This window comes from Sulfitobacter sp. SK012 (assembly GCF_003352085.1).
GTDB lineage: Bacteria > Pseudomonadota > Alphaproteobacteria > Rhodobacterales > Rhodobacteraceae > Sulfitobacter.
This window is the reverse complement of the sequence record NZ_CP025804.1, coordinates 2,008,062-2,024,373: the sequence shown is the minus strand read 5'-3', so window position 1 is coordinate 2,024,373 and position 16,312 is coordinate 2,008,062. Positions and strand designations below refer to the sequence as shown.

Genomic DNA, 16,312 nt, shown 5'->3' with positions numbered 1-16,312 from the left:
CCACATGATGGAGGCTGTCCTCACGCTTTCTGACGTCGGGTATCAATGGCCAGGACGGGCGGGATTTTCGCTGACTGTGCCGGATTTAACCGTTGCCAAAGGGGAAACGGTTTTGCTGTTGGGCGATAGCGGATCGGGGAAATCGACGCTATTGTCACTGATCTGTGGCACGATCCTGCCGGACCGCGGTACGTTGAAAATCATGGGGACAGACACATCTGAACTTTCTGGAGGTGCACGCGACAGGTTTCGGGCTGAGCAGATTGGAGTCATCTTTCAGCAATTTAATCTGCTGCCTTTCGGCTCTGTCTCCGACAATATTCTACTGCCGCTACGCTTTGCGCCAGAACGGCGCAAGCGCGCCGATAATGCAGTGAAGGAAGCTGCAAGTTTGTGCACAGCACTCGGCTTACCTTCCGGTGTCGTCGGCGCAAAGGCCAATACACTGAGCGTTGGTCAGCAGCAGCGTGTCGCTGTTGCACGGGCATTGATCGGGAAACCGCCTTTGATCGTTGCAGATGAGCCAACGTCGGCTCTCGATGCAGGCAGCCAGGCCGCCTTTTTAGACGTGCTGTTTGCGCAGACAGAGGCACACAAGACTTCCCTGTTGATGGTCAGCCATGACGCCAGACTTGGTGAACGGTTTGACCGGGTCATCCGCATGGAAGAGATTGCCCAAATAGAAAGGGCGGCATGACACTTCGTTTGGCTTTTGCATCACTTCTCGCGCGCGCGCTGACGGTGGGTATGACGATCCTTGCCATCGCCTTGTCGGTGGCACTCTTCCTTGGCGTTGAAAAGGTGCGAACCGGGGCCAAGGCCAGTTTTGCGGATACCATTTCGGGCACCGATTTGATCGTCGGAGCGCGGTCCGGGTCGGTTCAGCTCTTGCTCTATTCCGTTTTCCGCATTGGCAACGCGACGAACAACCTGACGTGGGAAAGTTATCAAGACATTGCGGCGCGGCCCGATGTCGACTGGATTGTTCCGATTTCCCTGGGTGACAGCCATCGCCAGTTTAGGGTCATGGGAACAACCCAGGCTTTCTTTGAGCACTATAAGTACCGGCAAGGCAGATCGCTGGAGGTGTCTGACGGGGCCATCATGGATGATCTGTTTGATGCCGTCATCGGTGCTGATGTCGCCGCGGCACTGGGTTACAATGTAGATAGCCCGATCGTGGTTGCTCATGGGCTGGCGTCCTTCACCGAACACAAGAATCAGCCATTTCGTGTGTCGGGAATTCTGGAAAAAACCGGCACTCCGGTAGATCGCACCGTGATTGTTAATATGGAGGCGATTGAGGCGATCCATGTCGATTGGCAAAGTGGAGCACAAATCCCGGGAAGCTCAACGCCTGCGGAAGAGGTTCGCAAGATGGATCTGACCCCCAAAGCCGTGACGGCAGCACTTGTGGGCGTGGACAGTCCACTACAGACCTTTGCACTCCAACGCGCAATCAACAATTACCCTGAGGAGCCGTTGTTGGCGATCCTGCCGGGTGTTGCCTTACAAGAGCTTTGGGGCATTGTTGGTATTGCAGAAACCGCGCTTTTGGCTGTCTCGGCCATGGTGGTTGTCACGGCATTGATAGGCATGATGGCGACAATCTTCTCCAACCTCAATGAACGCCGCCGCGAGATGGCGATTTTTCGGGCAATGGGTGCGCGACCCGCCACCATTCTAGGCATGCTGGTTTTCGAAGCTATGGTGATGGCGACGGTCGGCGCTTTGCTTGGCCTTGCGCTTCTCTACATCGGATTGGCCATCGGACAGCCCATCATCGACAGTGCCTTTGGCCTCTGGCTCCCGATTGATGCGCCAACGATGCGCGAAATCTGGGTGATGCTCGCTGTGATCGCCGCTAGCGCTCTTGTGAGCTTTGTCCCTGCATTACGGGCTTACAGAATGTCGGTCGCTGATGGTATGATGGTAAGAACCTAACGTCGAGAACGAGGTGGAATCAATGCTGAATCGCCGAAGAATGCTGACCCTCTTGTCTGGATCTGTCATGGCCCCGACGGTCGGCTTTGCGGCAACCCCGCGCGAGATCGTGTGGGATGACCTGATCCCGAAGGGCGTGCCTTATTCGCAAATCATTGGAGAGGGCGAACTCGACGAGATCAACGACCTTTGGAACCCGATCTATGATGCGAATGGTGTTAAGCTGAACGAAGATCTTGACGGTGCTTATATCAAGATGCCGGGCTACATCATCCCCTTGGAGGTTGGTGCAAAAGGCGTGAAGGAATTTATGCTGGTCCCCTATGTCGGTGCCTGCATCCACACGCCACCACCACCGGCAAATCAACTGGTCATGGTGACTACAGCGCTACCATGGCCGGGCGACAACCTCTGGGGCGCTGTCTGGGTCACCGGGGTGATACGGACGCAACTTCAATCAACCAACCTTGGCCAGATTGGCTATTCAATCGCAGCCGAAGAAATGGAGCTCTATAAGTGGTGACCTCTTTCACCAAAGAGAACTGTGAGCGACTTCACCCGCCTTTCTCAAACGGGTTTCGTGCGCGTGCTTTCGGCGTTTTGCTGGCAGCGTTTTGTTTTACCTCGGGTCCGGCCATTTCCTGCGCCTTTGACATGGTGAAACCCGAAAAGACGACAATCGACTGGATTGTTGACTCAGAGGTCTTGGTGTTGGCCCGTCCCAGCGATGAAAACCCTTTCGCCTTCGATGTGATCCGCGTCTTAGCCGGCGTCGATGATGGGCCACCGATTAACCAGCTTGTGGACAGTTCCAGCCGTCGAATATTGGCAGCGCGCCCCGCAGACGCCGTGTTATTCGCCTACAGTTTCGATCAGGGATGGCGGCGGGTCGCTTATGTGGATGAGAGCTTTCGCGGCCTTCTGCAAACCGCATTGGATCATCGTCTCGCCTGGCAAAACAGCATACCGCAAAGTCGCTTAAACTTCATCACCGCTTTGCAAGGCAGCTCTGTAGCTGCGCATAAAACTGTCGTCATCGGCGAGTTGGACAAAGTGCCGTACGCCGTGTTGCGGACATTGGATATACGCATTTCGGACGAGGAGTTGTTAAAAGAGCTCTGGTCCAGGACAGGATACCCTTATCAGGCCATTCGCGCGCTGCTTTTAGGGCTCTCTGGAACGCCTGCCGCTAGAGCTGAAATACACGACTACATCAACCGGGTCACGGATTGGGGATGGGCCAACAACCTAGGCGCTTTCGCTGCGGCTTACATCGAGCTTGAAGGCGCATCTGGCGTCGAACATCTGGCGAATACCATGCTCCTTGCCCCCAACCAGCCGCTGAACAAGCTTGAACAAATTGTTATGGCGATGTCTGTTCATCATGGCATCGGTGATCAACAAATAAAGACAAGCATCCAAGAGAGCATCAACGCATTGGTTATCCAGCGCCCCGAAGCTGGCGTTATCGTCGCACGGCAATTCTCATTGCGTTCTGACTGGTCACAATCCACTGCTCTGGAACCGCTGGTGCGCGAACGTTCCGTTGCCCTGGGTGATCTACTGACCATTTCAGTTTATATGGCCCGTGCCCGTGAAGTTGGCGTAAAAGCAACTGGAGGTGAATATGAATAATCGGTCCGAACAGAATGCCGAGACAAACCTACTCCAGCAAACAATAGAAGATCCGTTGCGGCGCAGTCTATTAGCAGCTCTTCCAATACTGCCTTTTCTGGGAAGCCGCGCTTTTGCAGAGGAAATTATCGACCTGAACTGGTCTGATTTGTTACCTGAAGGGGAAACAACGATACCAAACGAGCTGCGTGGCCTGATCCAACATGATGACGCGCCGTTGCTTAGTCAGCAGCCTCCATCAAGTGATGTCAGAGGGGATTGGAATGGCAAAATCGTTCGGCTTCCCGGCTTTATCGTCCCAATTGACTACAGTGGGACCGGTGTCGTCGCCTTCATCCTTGTTCCTTTCGTTGGTGCCTGTGTGCATGTCCCTCCTCCGCCCGCTAATCAGCTGGTTTTTGTAACCACTCAAACACCCTACGAAAATGACGGGTTATTCGAAGCGGTTAGCGTGGTTGGGATGTTTGGGGTATCCTCCCTTTCCACACAGCTGGCGGAAATTGGGTACGCATTGTCAGCCGACAAAATCGAACCCTATCGGGCATAATCCCCGCGTCGATTGAGCCGTAAGATAAATGGGCTTACCATTTCTGTTCGCCCTTTCTTTTGGCTCTCAAGGCAGTGGACTACGCATTTTTCTACGTGAGTTACCCAAGACGGCTCTGCGGATAAGCTAACGTTGGCTGCGACTAGTACCCCAAAAGATCGAACTTCAATCCGCATTGCGGACAAATCAGAAATCGTCTTTTGCTCCTTTCCGACGAACATAGCACCATCGGCTCCGGTGCCTCGATCGGTCTTTTCATCGCGCAAAACGATTTTCAGTCAATACAAATAAATGTCTTCGGGTGACATTTCGTAGCCCACCTCTACTTGGGCCCCACCATCTGATAATCCCACGTTTTGAACCGAGAATTTGGCAATCATCTTCCCCTCTATCCACACCGGCGTGAACAAACCCGAAACTTCAATTCCGTCAGGGTAGTTAACATGCACCATTTGGTTTGCTGGTGGTGGCGGTGTGTGAATGCAAGCACCAGCGTAAGGTACGAGCAAGAAAGACGTCACCTTTTTACCTTTGAATTCCAATGGCAAAACGTAGCCCGGTATGCGGACGTCTATACCGATTACGTTTGGGTTTACTGCGGTAGATTGCGCTCGACGCTCTTGTATTATTATCTCACGTTGCTCAAAGAGCCGATCTACATCAAGCCCATCACCCGATAGCTGGCTGCGCAGTTTTTCGGCTTCTTCGGGCGTTATGAAGCTTGATGTCGTGTCCTTTGATGCTTCAAACCGGAGTATCTTTCTGAGCGCATCCAGTTGTTCGGGACCTAACTCAGTGAAAGGATCTTCAATGGCTGACTGCGGCGGTATGAGTTCTGCCCAACCGATTTCTGATCGTTCCGCTGCGGCAGAGACGCCAACAATCATGCAGGCAATAACATAAACAAGTAGCCTAGGTTTTTTTACTGCCATTTTACCCACTCCCGCCGTCTCTATTCAGGCATCTCAGTTGCAGAGATCATCCTACATGTTCGACATGAACACATCTGAAACAATACCACGGGTGTGGGCAATACCAACCATAAAACATTTGCCCGATTTATAAATGTAACGTCTCGGATCATTTTATTGCCAGATATTGCAGGGGATATATCGACGACTTTTTGGGCGACGGATATCAGGCCACTTTAGACAAAGCTGACCTTCACCCCGACAGCCTCCAACGTCTGCAAAGCGGGACAGAGTGACCATTCGCTGCGGCAGCGCCAAAGGCCGCTTTCAGCGCTTCTGCCTCTTCAATATAACCGTGTTGTCTCATCACTTGAGTGGTCATCTTGAACTTCGCCTAAGGTTTGTTCCCGCTCAACAGTGGCAAGGACCCATTCCGCTAATGTAGGTGCTGTTTTACGAACAGGCCAATTATCTGGGTGCCAAAGGCGCGACCGAATTAGTGACTTAGAGCAATGCATAAACGCTTCTTGCACCTCCACGACCATGGCTAGCAGAGGTTCTTTGCCGTTTATCGCGTGACGTTTGTTAATTGCGCTGTCCTTTACGATCCGGGCGGTGCCAGCAATTCGGAGAGTGTCTCCATGACCGGGTACAATGAATAAAATCGCCACATTGGGATCTTCAAGAATATTCAAGAAGCCATCGACGCGGTGATTGCCCAATCTGTCAGGAATTATCAGGGTTTTGTCGTCGTAAACCTCTACAAAACCGATAGGATCACCTTTTGGCGAAACATCAATTAGACCCTCCGAGGACTTTGTGGCGACTATAATGAAGGGTGCAGTGGCAATGAATTTTCGCGCAACATCGTTCAACTGATCTGTGACTTTCAAGAAGGTGTTCGTGAACCCGTCTGTGGGCAGCAACTCGCGTAGGCGTGACACGCTTCTTATTTCCTCATCGACAGTCAACATCCTAAAAACCCTTCTTTTCTAACCGCCAAGCACGACGTACCCGCCAGATTACAATGGCAGAATTTGGAGATGTTTCAGAGAACAGAAACTCCTGTCTGTAGGCACTTCTTTGCTTCCCGATAAATCTCTTCAACAATATCCGCCACGGGCATGATCTCGCGTACCAATGCCACGCCTTGTCCCGACCAAAGTGACATCGCCTCGACGTCGCCGACTGTTTGGGGCAGCGGAGTATAGCTTTCGTAGCGTATTACTGGATCGCCATTCGGGCGCTGGCCGATTTGTTCTTTTTCGCTCGGCCTGTTGCCAGGCACAGACTTTCCGGCATCCGCCCAAGCCCGGGATGTCGAATTGGCTAGTGTCCGATGGGGCGCGTCGGGCCAAGTGACATCGTAGAGCTCGTGAGCCCATTGCGTATCAGCTTCTGAGGCCTGTAGGATGCTGGACCGATAAATATCGTGAATAGTCGCCTCAGAGCTTGCCAAAAGACGCGTTCCGATCCAAACGCCTGACGCGCCAAGCATCAGTGCAGCGGCCATCCCGCGACCGTCAGCTATCCCCCCAGCCGCCACGACCGGAATATCAACGGCGTCAACCACGGCTGGAACGAGCGCCATTGTCGAAACTTGTCCCCAGACATGCCCTCCGGCCTCTCAACCTTGGGCTACTATCACGTCAGCGCCAGCGTCTGCGGCAATTCGAGCTTCCTCCGCGCACCCTACGCTTGCCAAGACAACCAAACCTCCCGCCTTGGCACGCGCGATGGCCGCGGGCTCCATCCCCCAAAACAACGACACGCCATGCACGCCATTTTCGATGCACGCTTCCAACTGTTCGGTGTAGGGGAATGATAGGTTCAAATTGACGGAAAAGTTCCCATCGGTCAGCGCTCTAAGCTCATTTATTCCGCTAATAACTTGATCTGCGGGTCTGCCCCAAAGCGGAATGACTCCGTAGCCCCCCGAATTGCAAACTGCCGCTACCAAGTCTGGTCCAGCGGCCCCTGCCATTGGCGCAGATAAGATTGGCTTGTCGGCTCCTAGAACGTCCAATAGGCGAGGTTTCAAATGACATCTCCCAAAATCAATGATTCATTGGGCGCTGAAACACGCGGCAAGTCAAATAGGATGGATTTCTTTGATGCCGCCATTTGCTGCGACCTGCCTTAACGTATGCTCTGCGGCACGAAGCGGCCGTTTTCTTCGACTTCGTTACTGACCGCTTTTTTAGTGAACCCTACAAGCCGCTTGGTGGAAGCTGTGTGCGGCTCGACCGAAACCAAAAACCAGCCGCTGCGCTTACGAGCGCCAGCATCAACCCGTGCTCGCCAGCAACGTAATGTGTGAGCCACGATGTTTTGAATGTCAGATTCCGGAAAAAACCCTGAGTGTGAACATTGAGGGCCATGTGAAAGATCGCGGTTGAGGTGCCCCTAGTTTCCTAGACGCCTGCCTCGTTCATTTTCTGCTGTTTCTTTTCATAGTCAACTGGTGACAGCATGCCGTTGTTTGTGTGCTTGCGTGTCGGGTTGTAAAACATCTCGATGTAGTCGAACACATCCTACCTTGCGGCATCGCGTGTTAAGTATGTCCGCCGCCTGATCCGTTCCCGTTTCAGAAGCTGGAAGAAGCTTTCGGCCACTGCGTTATCATGACAATTCCCACGTCGGCTCATACTGGCATCCAGATTGTGTTTACCAAGGAACGATTGCCACTCTTTGCTGGTGAACTGTGAGCCTTGGTCGGAATGGATCATAACCTTGGCCTTGGGCTTGCGTCGCCAAACAGCGCTCAGCAATGCCTGCAAGGCGAGGTCCGTTGTCATCCGCGACGGCATAGACCAACCGACGACACGCCTTGAGAACAGATCGATCACAACAGCCAGATATGACCAGCCCTCGTGCGTTTTGATGTACGTGATGTCTGTCACCCAAATCCGATCAGGCGCCTCGACTTCGAACTGTCGGTCCAATGTGTTGTCGGCGAAGACTGCTGGCTTACCGCCATACCGACCAGGGCGACGCCTGTAACCGATCTGGGCGGCTATACCAGCTAAGCTGGCCAAACGCGCTACGCGGTTCTCAGAACAGGTCTCGCCTTGATCAAGAAGATCATCGTGCAGCTTGCGGTATCCATAAACTTTGCCGCTGTCCGTCCAGGCTTGTTGGATCAGATCGGTTTGCCGCGCATCTTCAAGCGCCCGCGGGCTTAACGGTTCCTTAAGCCATGCATAGAACCCGCTGAAATGGACCATCAGCACGCGGCACATTGACCGAACAGAAAACTCCGCCCGATGAGCCTCAATAAACGCGTACCTCACTGAGACTCTCGCGCGAAGTACGCGGTCGCCTTTTTTAAGATTGTGCGTTCTTCGGTCACCCGCGCCAGTTCGCGCTTCAACCGCCTTATCTCAGTGGCCTGATCCAAAACCTCGGCCCGTACATGCGGTGGCTTCGAAAACTGCGCCTTCCATGTGTAAAGCGACTTAGTGCTGATCCCCAGCCGTTCAGCCACTTCGCTGACCGCGTATCCGCGCTCAACGACCTGTGCCACCGCGTCCCGCTTAAACTCATCCGTAAACCGAATTCCCTCACTCATATCCGTCTCTCCTTGGTTCCAAAATTACCAAGCAAAGCGTCTACAAATCTAGGGGCACCTCACTGGCTCGCTGGCCCTAAGCCTCAGGTGCAATATTCTGATTGAAGCGGAACCGGTTGTGCGGATCGTATTTGGTTTTTATCTCAACAAGCCGATCATAATTCGGACCGAAACTGGTCCGCGTCAGCGCCGCGTTGTCCTCACCGTGGCCCGCAAAATTCAGGTAAGCACGCCCCTGATGGCCAAAACACTCAGAATTTGACCAACCTTCGCGAGACCAGGCAATGTTTGCGGCATCGTCACCGGGATCAGTCCAAACGCCATCCAGTGAATACATCCATCCCATCGATCGGTCACCAAACGCGGTGGCATCTGCTGATACTTTCGCTGTCGCTCCACCAAAGTTCCAAAGAGATGAAAGCGAGTTGTCCGAAGGCGCAGCCAACGCGTTGGCCAAGGCCAGATCAATCATGTCGTCTGTTAAGTCAGAAAGATAGCGGGCTTTCCAATAGCACCGAAAATCTCCTGCTGGCATGAGAGTATCGAATAGTTGTTGCACATCGCAGTAGTTCATTCGCTCGGAAAAATCTGTCGACATTTCACCAAGCTCGCGAAGTGGCTGAAGAAGCGTTTCCCCTTCATCAGCATCACCGTTGTACACACACGCCAACGTGAATACCCGCTTCCCCCAGTGCTTCTTGGGAAAATCCTCGCCCCCTGCAGTGGAAAACTCGCAAAGCGATCCGACTCTATCGCCATGTTTGGCAAGAAAGTCGCGCCATGCGCGAATTGGTTCAGGGCCGTCTTCGACGAGGTATATTGGAGCAGCAAACATAATCTCTGGGCCGATGTGGTGCAGCGCGAATTCGAACTGCACCACGACACCGAAGTTGCCGCCCCCACCTTGCAGCGCCCAAAGTAGTTCGGGGTTTTCGTCTGCGCTTGTGTGGATAAGCGCACCGTCGGCGGTGACGACGTCAGCTGCAACCAGATTGTCGATCGACAATCCATGCTGCGCTCTCAGCCAGCCAATTCCCCCCGACAGGGTTAGACCTGCCACCCCGGTGTCGGAAATCAGACCACCGGGTGTCGCGAGCCCATGCTCCTGCGTCGCGGCATCCACATCTCGCCACAACGCTCCGCCCTGCACCTTGGCAAGCCGAGTAGATGCATCAACCGAAACACTACGCATGAGCGAAAGGTCGATCATCACGCCGTCGACACAGACCGCATGGCCCGCAACATTGTGCCCGCCACCACGAATGGAAATGGGCAAGTCGCGGGCAACCGCGAGCTTGACTGCAGTCTGCACGTCTCCAGCAGTTCTGCATTGAGCGATCAGCGCGGGGCGGCGATCTATCATTGCGTTCCAGACGCCCCGCGCACCCTCAAATCGCGCGTCTTCGGGGCCAATCATCTCACCACCAAAATCGAGTGACAGCGCATCTAATGTGTTCCTAATGTCATCCACCCTGTGCCTCCTTTTCAAAACTTGCTTTCAGGCTATCCCATCGCACCGGCTCGGCAGAGTGGCATTATAGACAAGCACAAGGCATACTGGACAAGTGACCAAGGCAAATCTGCCAATACCGTGCCTAATCGGACAAGGATCAGTCATGACCCAAACCAAGAAGCCCCTGATTGTGCTACTCGCTGCACCAGAAACATCAGCATCCGTTCTTTATGGATTGTATGATGTCTTACTCTCCGTGGGCGCAGTTTATCCTGACATGGTATCCGGATCGCCGGGAGACGAACTGCTGGACATCAAGATTGCTTCGGCTGACGGAAAGCCTTTTCATTGCATTGGGAATATTCCGGTCGAACCACACTCGTCCATTACTGATCAAGCGACACCTGATGCCGTTGTCATTTGCGATATGTATACGTCGATCTACGATGTACCGAAGGGCCGATACCCCCGAGAAATTACTTGGTTGCGACAGGTGCATACGGATGGGGCTATGCTTACGTCCGTCTGTTCAGGGTCTCTCCTTCTTGCCGAAGCAGGGCTCCTAGACAGGAAAGAGGCGACAGCGCATTGGGCGTACCGCGATATGTTTCAGCGTCATTACCCAAAAGTCGCCTTTCGCAATGAATCAATTTTGTGCTTGGCAGCCGAAGCAGACCGCATTGTGACTGCAGGTGGTGTCAGCGCGTGGCATGATCTGGCAATCTACTTGATTGCCAGATTTTGCGGATACCAGCATGCCATCGAGACAGCAAAAGTATTTCTGTTCAGCGGCCACTCTGAAGGCCAGTCGCCGTATTCGGTTATGACCCGTCCGATGGAAACGTCAGATGCACAGATATCCGATTGCCAAGTTTGGATAGCTGACAATTACGCCCTCTCGAGGCCGGTTGAACTGATGGTTGAGCGATCCAGGCTGAACCCACGTACTTTTTCGCGCCGGTTTCGTTCTGCCACTGGCTTTGCGCCCATCGAATATGTTCAGGCACTCAGGATAGAAGAAGCCAAGCAAATGCTTGAAACAGATGTCCACTCTGTTGAGGAGGTTGGCGGTTCAGTTGGATATGAGGACCCGGCATCTTTTCGCAGGGTCTTCAAACGAGGCGTTGGTCTATCACCAGCCGCCTATCGAAAGAAATTCCAGCGCATCTCGCAGATCGCCAAGCCAATTGGAGTGTGACGATGCCGAGGTCATTAGGAAGCCGAGGTTAGCGCAGATGCAGCGAACGTCTCTTGAAGCTTGCACAGCAACCATTGTCCAAACCACAGCAAATGGCTGCATTGAGCCCAAAGCGGTCGGATCTAAATCGGATCTTTCGCTCCTGCAGCAAAAAAATCCGCGCTGATTAGTCCGAGCACCTCTCTGCAACGCAGCTACGAAAGCGGCCGTTCGTCTTTGTCGCAGCGAGCTCCCGAGGCCCTATTAAGGAGGCACGGAGGCAACAGACGTTCATTGCGATCACGCCAATTGTGATTTTATGCACTAATCGAAGGTTTCGGACGCATTCGTAGCCTCCTCCAAAGACTAGATAGGATTAGACCACCACCAGAACATCACGGCCGAGTGTCGCCAGAGTTTGAAACTGTGATTTCATACCCGTCGAAAAATTATTGCCTTCGATGCAGATCATCCGAAGGTCGGGTGCAGTCAGAGCCCATTTCAGGATCGAGCGGCCACCTGCATCACCAATGGAGCAACCCACCAGCCCCAACTCCAGCATGGTTTTTGGGAATGCTGCAGCTAACGCGGCGGCACCAGCGTCTCCCAAACCGGGGTTATAACTTGCGCTGAACGATCGTAAGAAAAACCCATTGTCTGCCGCAGAACCCAACAGCCCGTTTGCAAGAATTTGCGTATCGGCTTCGTTCAACTCCGCATGTCGCAGATGTAGATCAAATCCGGCCGATGATCTTGTCGATGCCGCCAAACTATCAGCCGCATCCAGACAAACGGGTTTTCCAATTGCTCTCAACGCATTGATCAGTTCAGTTGGGCCCATCGCAACGCTTTCATTTTCTGCGGCTGCAGCCGCTTGGGAAAAGACCCCCGCTGAGGCCACTAGGCCGCAAACCCCGGCAAAGGCGGCTTTCACCACCATGCGCCGAGACCTGTATTGCTGCTCAAATTTCATCTTTGTGACCCCATTAACAAGACCGTTAATACCATGAACTTAGTCATGGATAGGCAACACCCGTCACGTCCTGCCCCACATCCCACAGTCGGTTCGCAACATGGGTATCCATTGCGGAGGCGTCGATCTCACCAATAGCTGGGAAACCGCCCAATTCGCCCGGACCATCTGGACCAAAATAATCCCCTTGAATTACATTGTGCCCTGTCGCGGCCACCAACGTCGGCAACGATCCCTGCCATGCATCCATGAATGTCATCTTTTCAAGGATTGCGGGGTCAACATGTCGCTGCAATTCCGTTTTCGTAAACCCTGGATGACAGGCAACAGATAGAACCGACGCCTCTATTGCATCGATGCGGCGACCAAACTCCAATGCGAACAGAAGGTTGGCCAACTTACTTTGGTAGTACTCACGCTTTTGATCGTAAGGCTTTTCCAGCCGTAAGTTGTCAAAGTCGATCTGCGCCCCTCTATGCGCAATACTACTCAGCGTCACCACGCGTGAACCAGTTGTAGATTGCAATCGGTCAAAGAGCAGACCGGTTAGCGCAAAGTGACTTAAATAGTTGACCCCGAACTGGCTCTCGAAACCTTCTTCGGTTTTGCCCTCCGGCGGCATCATAACGCCTGCGTTGTTGATCAAGATGTCGAGCTTTGAGTGGTCCACAACAAACTGGGCTGCGTACTGTCTCACAGACTCCAAGCTTGCCAGATCAACAATTCCGGCCTTAAGGGATCCATCGACCCCCTCAGCTTCGATGCTCTTGATTGCTTGGTCGATCTTGCTTGGGTTACGACCTGCAATAACGACATGCGCACCGGCTTTCGCCAGAGCCAAGGCAGAATAGTACCCTATTCCTGAATTCCCCCCGGTAATCAGGATTGTCTTGCCTTTTTGACTGGGAAGGTTTTGATCAATCCAATGTTGAAATTCTGAAATCATTTGATGCGCTTTCTACATTGAATTTTTGCCAGTATGTCTGCGTAACAGTTCCAATGATGAATGCCAGCTGATTGGCTTCATTCCCATTGGTCGTTTCCACAGCCAATCGCTACTTGGGGCTCAAAACCGACTTGTGGCGCACAGCGGGTCAAGCTTCAATCACGCTCCAGAAACAGCCATACCCAAAACGCGGATGTATAATTTTTCAAATGTGTAACCCGACACTCGGAAATTTGGTGGCTTGAAGCAGTCGTTGGGTGAAGGTCGATGCAATGACTGCAACGAGCGGCGACCTCAACCGGTCGATGCAACACACTCAGCGAACTTCTCTGCTGGGGTTTGATATTGCAAGGTCTTGCGAGGACGTTCGTTAAGTTGCCTTGCAATTGCGCTGAGCTTTGCCTGAGAATGAACGGATAAGTCGGTTCCTCTTGGCAAATACTGCCTCAAAAGCCGGTTGGTGTTCTCGTTTGATCCACGTTGCCAAGGTGACTGCGGGTCGCAGAAGTAGACATCGACATCCGTGGCCAGTGTGAAGCGCGGATGATCTGCTAGCTCTTTGCCACGATCCCACGTCAAGGATTTGTAAAGTTCTCGCGGCAGCTTCTGAGCCGACTTGATCAGCGCAGTGACGACGCTTTCAGTGTCCTTGTTCGCGACTTTCACCAACATCACGTATCGTGAATGCCGCTCGACCAGGGTCGCGATATAGCTGTTCTTCGATCCGCCAATCAGGTCGCCTTCCCAGTGACCCGGAACAGCGCGATCCTCGACGGATGCAGGCCTTTCGCTGATGGACACAGCATCTTTAATCTGGCCATTACCGTTGCGCTTTAGGCTGGCATGCTGGGAACGCCTGACTGTGCGTTTTGCGCGCAAGTGCGCCAGCAGCTCCTTTTTGAGAACGCCACGTGCCTGTATATAAAGGCTTCGATAGATAGTCTCGTGTGACACCTGTTTGTGCGCCTCCTCCGGGAACGCCCGTTTGAGCCAACCCGCAACCTGCTCGGGAGACCACTTGCGCCGTAGCTTTGCTGATACTGCGCGGGCCAATGTCGGGTGACAAGCCAGCTTGCATATCTTTGGACGCAGAGCCCGGTTCCAAGCAGCCTGATCTGAACTAGACGCACGATAGCCGACTGATCCGCCATTGCGCCGCACCTCCCGGCTGATCGTTGAGGGCGCACGTCGCAACTGGCGTGCAATCGCACGCAAGGATTGCTTGGTACTCAGCCCGCGGGATATCTCTTCGCGCTCAGAGAGGCTCAATGCAGAACTGCCACGCCTGCGATCCGGCGGCCGTATCCCGCCCGTAGGTGAGATGACCGAAAATACCGACGACGATTGGCGATCAAAGACCCGCCCAATCGAACTCATCGACTCCCCACGTTGCCATCGATCCCAGATCTCGGCACGCTGCTCAGCTGAATAGTAAATCCTGCGACGATACTTCATTCAAAACACTCCATCTCTTTCTAAAGATTAAAGTGTTGCGTCGACCAGTTGAGGCCACCGCCCATTTCGGCGAGCTCCCTAATCAGCTTAAATGGATTGCCCAGAAAAGCATCAAAGCTTGGCACTCAAGAAAGCCCGGTCAGCATGTCGACCCAAATCACGCAAAACTCAGTGTATACGCCTTTGACCCGATCCCGGTTAGGGTTGTTGCCTTTTTCATCTCCGACGCTCTAAAGAATTCCGACCATGAGGACCGGTAAACCCAGCATTCCAAGACAGATTATTGCAATTGAAGTTCCTAGTCCTTTGAACATGTTATTTCCTCGTTTCTAAACATTAACATAGAGAACGAAATGGGCGGGGCTTGTCTGTTCTCAATGCGGCGAGGTGCCGCACCCTCCTAGGCGCGGAACAACTCTTGGACATCGCTTTGGCCAATGCTGATCTTATCGAGACGCTCAATCCTAAATTGGAAAGCGTCACTCATGGTTGAGCGGCTAATACTGGGCCAGTTGCTCGAACCTGAAGCAAATGTCGTTTTGGCTGCAAATGAGACTTCGAAAAGGCCTAAAACCAACGACCGGTTTGGTTTCTTATCTTCAGCCCATTGCGAGCGGAGGTTTCCGGGGAACTTGCCGCAGCGCGCGGAACTGTCGCGTTCTTGATCAGGCGGGTTCAACGAGTTTTGCTGCACCCGCATCGAGCAGCTTTGTTAAGCATAGCAAACCTTAGCCCAAACCGCAGCGAATGGCTGCATTGAGCCCTCTGTTACCGATGCTGCTCTATGCACATATTGGCAATAATGGGCGGAAAGCTGCCTTTGAGGTCGGCGGGCCAAAACTCCAACCAAACGGCTTTGAATTGGTCCTCAAATGAAAGTACCGAAAGGGACCGCGAAGGTTAGAGACTATAGAAAAATCGGGTCGAAATATCCACCCTTGAGCTCAGAACCTAGGTCAGTTTCCAGCTATAAATAGCCGTGACTACGAGCGTGTACGCCGCCAGTAGGACAACGTTCACAGGCTTTCCTGATAGCTTTGGCGTCTTGATCTGAGAGACATTCAGGACTGCAAGGCACAAGCCACTGATCGCGAGAATAATCGAAAACACAGGTTGGCCGAAAAAATCCGCAAACAAGAACAGGAACACAAGGAAGATGCTGTTGTTATCAATGGCCAGGCCCGTGTATTTCGCGTCATCTGACAGGCCAAATGTGCTGAAGTAGCTCAAACGAACTGCCCCAAAAACCAGCATGATAAATGCAACCGGCAGAAAGGCTGGGTTAAAGCCTCCATAGCTCATTATCAAAAGCGCAGGCGTCACGCCGTAACTGACGATGTCGATAAGCAAATCAAGTTGCCCGCCGAACCGCCGGTCAGCTCCCGTTCGCCCCTTCATTTTACGGGCGATCAAACCATCAGCCCAGTCGAACCCAACGGCCCAGATCATGCCGATCATCGCGGCGGCGTAGACACCCGTGATCACGAAATAGATCGCCATTAGGGTGCATCCCAGCCCCGCCAAGGAACACAAATTTGGCAGGTCCTTAATGTAGGACAGGATCGGTCTTGTCGGTACGTCCGCAGCGTTTTCGGTTGTCATGGCAAGTCCTTTGCGTTAGGCGGTCTGATGCTGGTCGATCTCGACAGGCACTCTCTCTATTTCCATTCTGCGTGCATTTGAAACATGTAGCTTTCAAA

13 protein-coding genes and 2 pseudogenes are annotated in these 16,312 nt (G+C 53.0%); 6 read left to right on the top strand and 9 right to left on the bottom strand.

Features of this window, described 5'->3' with window-relative positions; genetic code table 11:
• The first annotated feature begins 4 nt into the window (after positions 1 to 4).
• Genes C1J03_RS09850 through C1J03_RS09830 form a run of 5 tightly spaced genes read left to right on the top strand, consistent with a single transcriptional unit; the run spans position 5 to position 4,126 of the window.
• Complete coding sequence (locus C1J03_RS09850; protein WP_114886068.1) at positions 5 to 697, top strand: ABC transporter ATP-binding protein; 693 nt, start codon at positions 5 to 7, stop codon at positions 695 to 697.
• Positions 694 to 1,944 (top strand): ABC transporter permease, encoded by a 1,251-nt coding sequence (locus tag C1J03_RS09845; RefSeq protein ID WP_114886066.1) that lies wholly within the window; start codon positions 694 to 696, stop codon positions 1,942 to 1,944. Before C1J03_RS09850 ends, C1J03_RS09845 begins: the two co-directional genes overlap by 4 nt.
• Positions 1,945 to 1,966: 22 nt before the next feature.
• Entirely contained in the window at positions 1,967 to 2,467 is a 501-nt protein-coding gene (locus C1J03_RS09840) for a DUF3299 domain-containing protein (RefSeq protein WP_114886064.1), read from the top strand.
• Entirely contained in the window at positions 2,461 to 3,579 is a 1,119-nt protein-coding gene (locus tag C1J03_RS09835) for a hypothetical protein (RefSeq protein ID WP_114886062.1), read from the top strand. The genes C1J03_RS09840 and C1J03_RS09835 overlap by 7 nt, the downstream gene beginning before the upstream one ends.
• Positions 3,572 to 4,126 carry a DUF3299 domain-containing protein gene (locus tag C1J03_RS09830; RefSeq protein ID WP_114886059.1) on the top strand — a complete coding sequence of 185 codons (555 nt, stop codon included), beginning with the start codon at positions 3,572 to 3,574 and terminating at the stop codon, positions 4,124 to 4,126. The genes C1J03_RS09835 and C1J03_RS09830 overlap by 8 nt, the downstream gene beginning before the upstream one ends.
• A gap of 278 nt (positions 4,127 to 4,404) precedes the next feature.
• On the opposite strand, the gene C1J03_RS09825 is transcribed toward C1J03_RS09830, so the two are convergent.
• The 5 genes and pseudogenes from C1J03_RS09825 to C1J03_RS09795 all read right to left on the bottom strand — a co-directional run bounded on the left by C1J03_RS09825 (position 4,405) and on the right by C1J03_RS09795 (position 10,079).
• On the bottom strand, positions 4,405 to 5,058 hold the full coding sequence (locus C1J03_RS09825) for a DUF3299 domain-containing protein (protein WP_114886057.1): 654 nt from the start codon (positions 5,056 to 5,058) through the stop codon (positions 4,405 to 4,407).
• Positions 5,059 to 5,381: 323 nt separating this feature from the next.
• Positions 5,382 to 5,981: an MSMEG_1061 family FMN-dependent PPOX-type flavoprotein gene (locus C1J03_RS09820; protein WP_162798488.1), complete on the bottom strand. Its 600-nt coding sequence runs from the start codon at positions 5,979 to 5,981 to the stop codon at positions 5,382 to 5,384.
• Between the two features lie 104 nt (positions 5,982 to 6,085).
• Positions 6,086 to 7,063 (bottom strand): annotated as a pseudogene (locus C1J03_RS25690) (NAD(P)H-dependent flavin oxidoreductase).
• A 388-nt stretch (positions 7,064 to 7,451) separates the two neighbouring features.
• A pseudogene (locus C1J03_RS09800) lies at positions 7,452 to 8,608 on the bottom strand (IS3 family transposase).
• A 76-nt stretch (positions 8,609 to 8,684) separates the two neighbouring features.
• Complete coding sequence (locus tag C1J03_RS09795) at positions 8,685 to 10,079, bottom strand: FAD-binding oxidoreductase (protein ID WP_216825909.1); 1,395 nt, start codon at positions 10,077 to 10,079, stop codon at positions 8,685 to 8,687.
• A gap of 145 nt (positions 10,080 to 10,224) precedes the next feature.
• Between C1J03_RS09795 and C1J03_RS09790 the strand changes: the two genes are divergently transcribed.
• Positions 10,225 to 11,259 (top strand): GlxA family transcriptional regulator, encoded by a 1,035-nt coding sequence (locus C1J03_RS09790; RefSeq protein WP_114886044.1) that lies wholly within the window; start codon positions 10,225 to 10,227, stop codon positions 11,257 to 11,259.
• A 355-nt stretch (positions 11,260 to 11,614) separates the two neighbouring features.
• Here the strand turns inward: C1J03_RS09790 and C1J03_RS09785 are convergent, their stop codons facing one another.
• The 4 genes from C1J03_RS09785 to C1J03_RS09760 form a co-directional block, all read right to left on the bottom strand.
• Positions 11,615 to 12,211, bottom strand: coding sequence for a hypothetical protein (locus C1J03_RS09785; RefSeq protein WP_114886041.1), 597 nt, complete (start codon positions 12,209 to 12,211; stop codon positions 11,615 to 11,617).
• A 43-nt stretch (positions 12,212 to 12,254) separates the two neighbouring features.
• Entirely contained in the window at positions 12,255 to 13,157 is a 903-nt protein-coding gene (locus tag C1J03_RS09780) for an oxidoreductase (RefSeq protein WP_114886039.1), read from the bottom strand.
• A 294-nt stretch (positions 13,158 to 13,451) separates the two neighbouring features.
• On the bottom strand, positions 13,452 to 14,612 hold the full coding sequence (locus C1J03_RS09775) for an IS30 family transposase (protein ID WP_114883801.1): 1,161 nt from the start codon (positions 14,610 to 14,612) through the stop codon (positions 13,452 to 13,454).
• Between the two features lie 951 nt (positions 14,613 to 15,563).
• Positions 15,564 to 16,214, bottom strand: a complete 651-nt coding sequence (locus C1J03_RS09760) for a CDP-alcohol phosphatidyltransferase family protein (protein WP_114886033.1) — start codon at positions 16,212 to 16,214, stop codon at positions 15,564 to 15,566.
• Between the last annotated feature and the right edge of the window lie 98 nt (positions 16,215 to 16,312).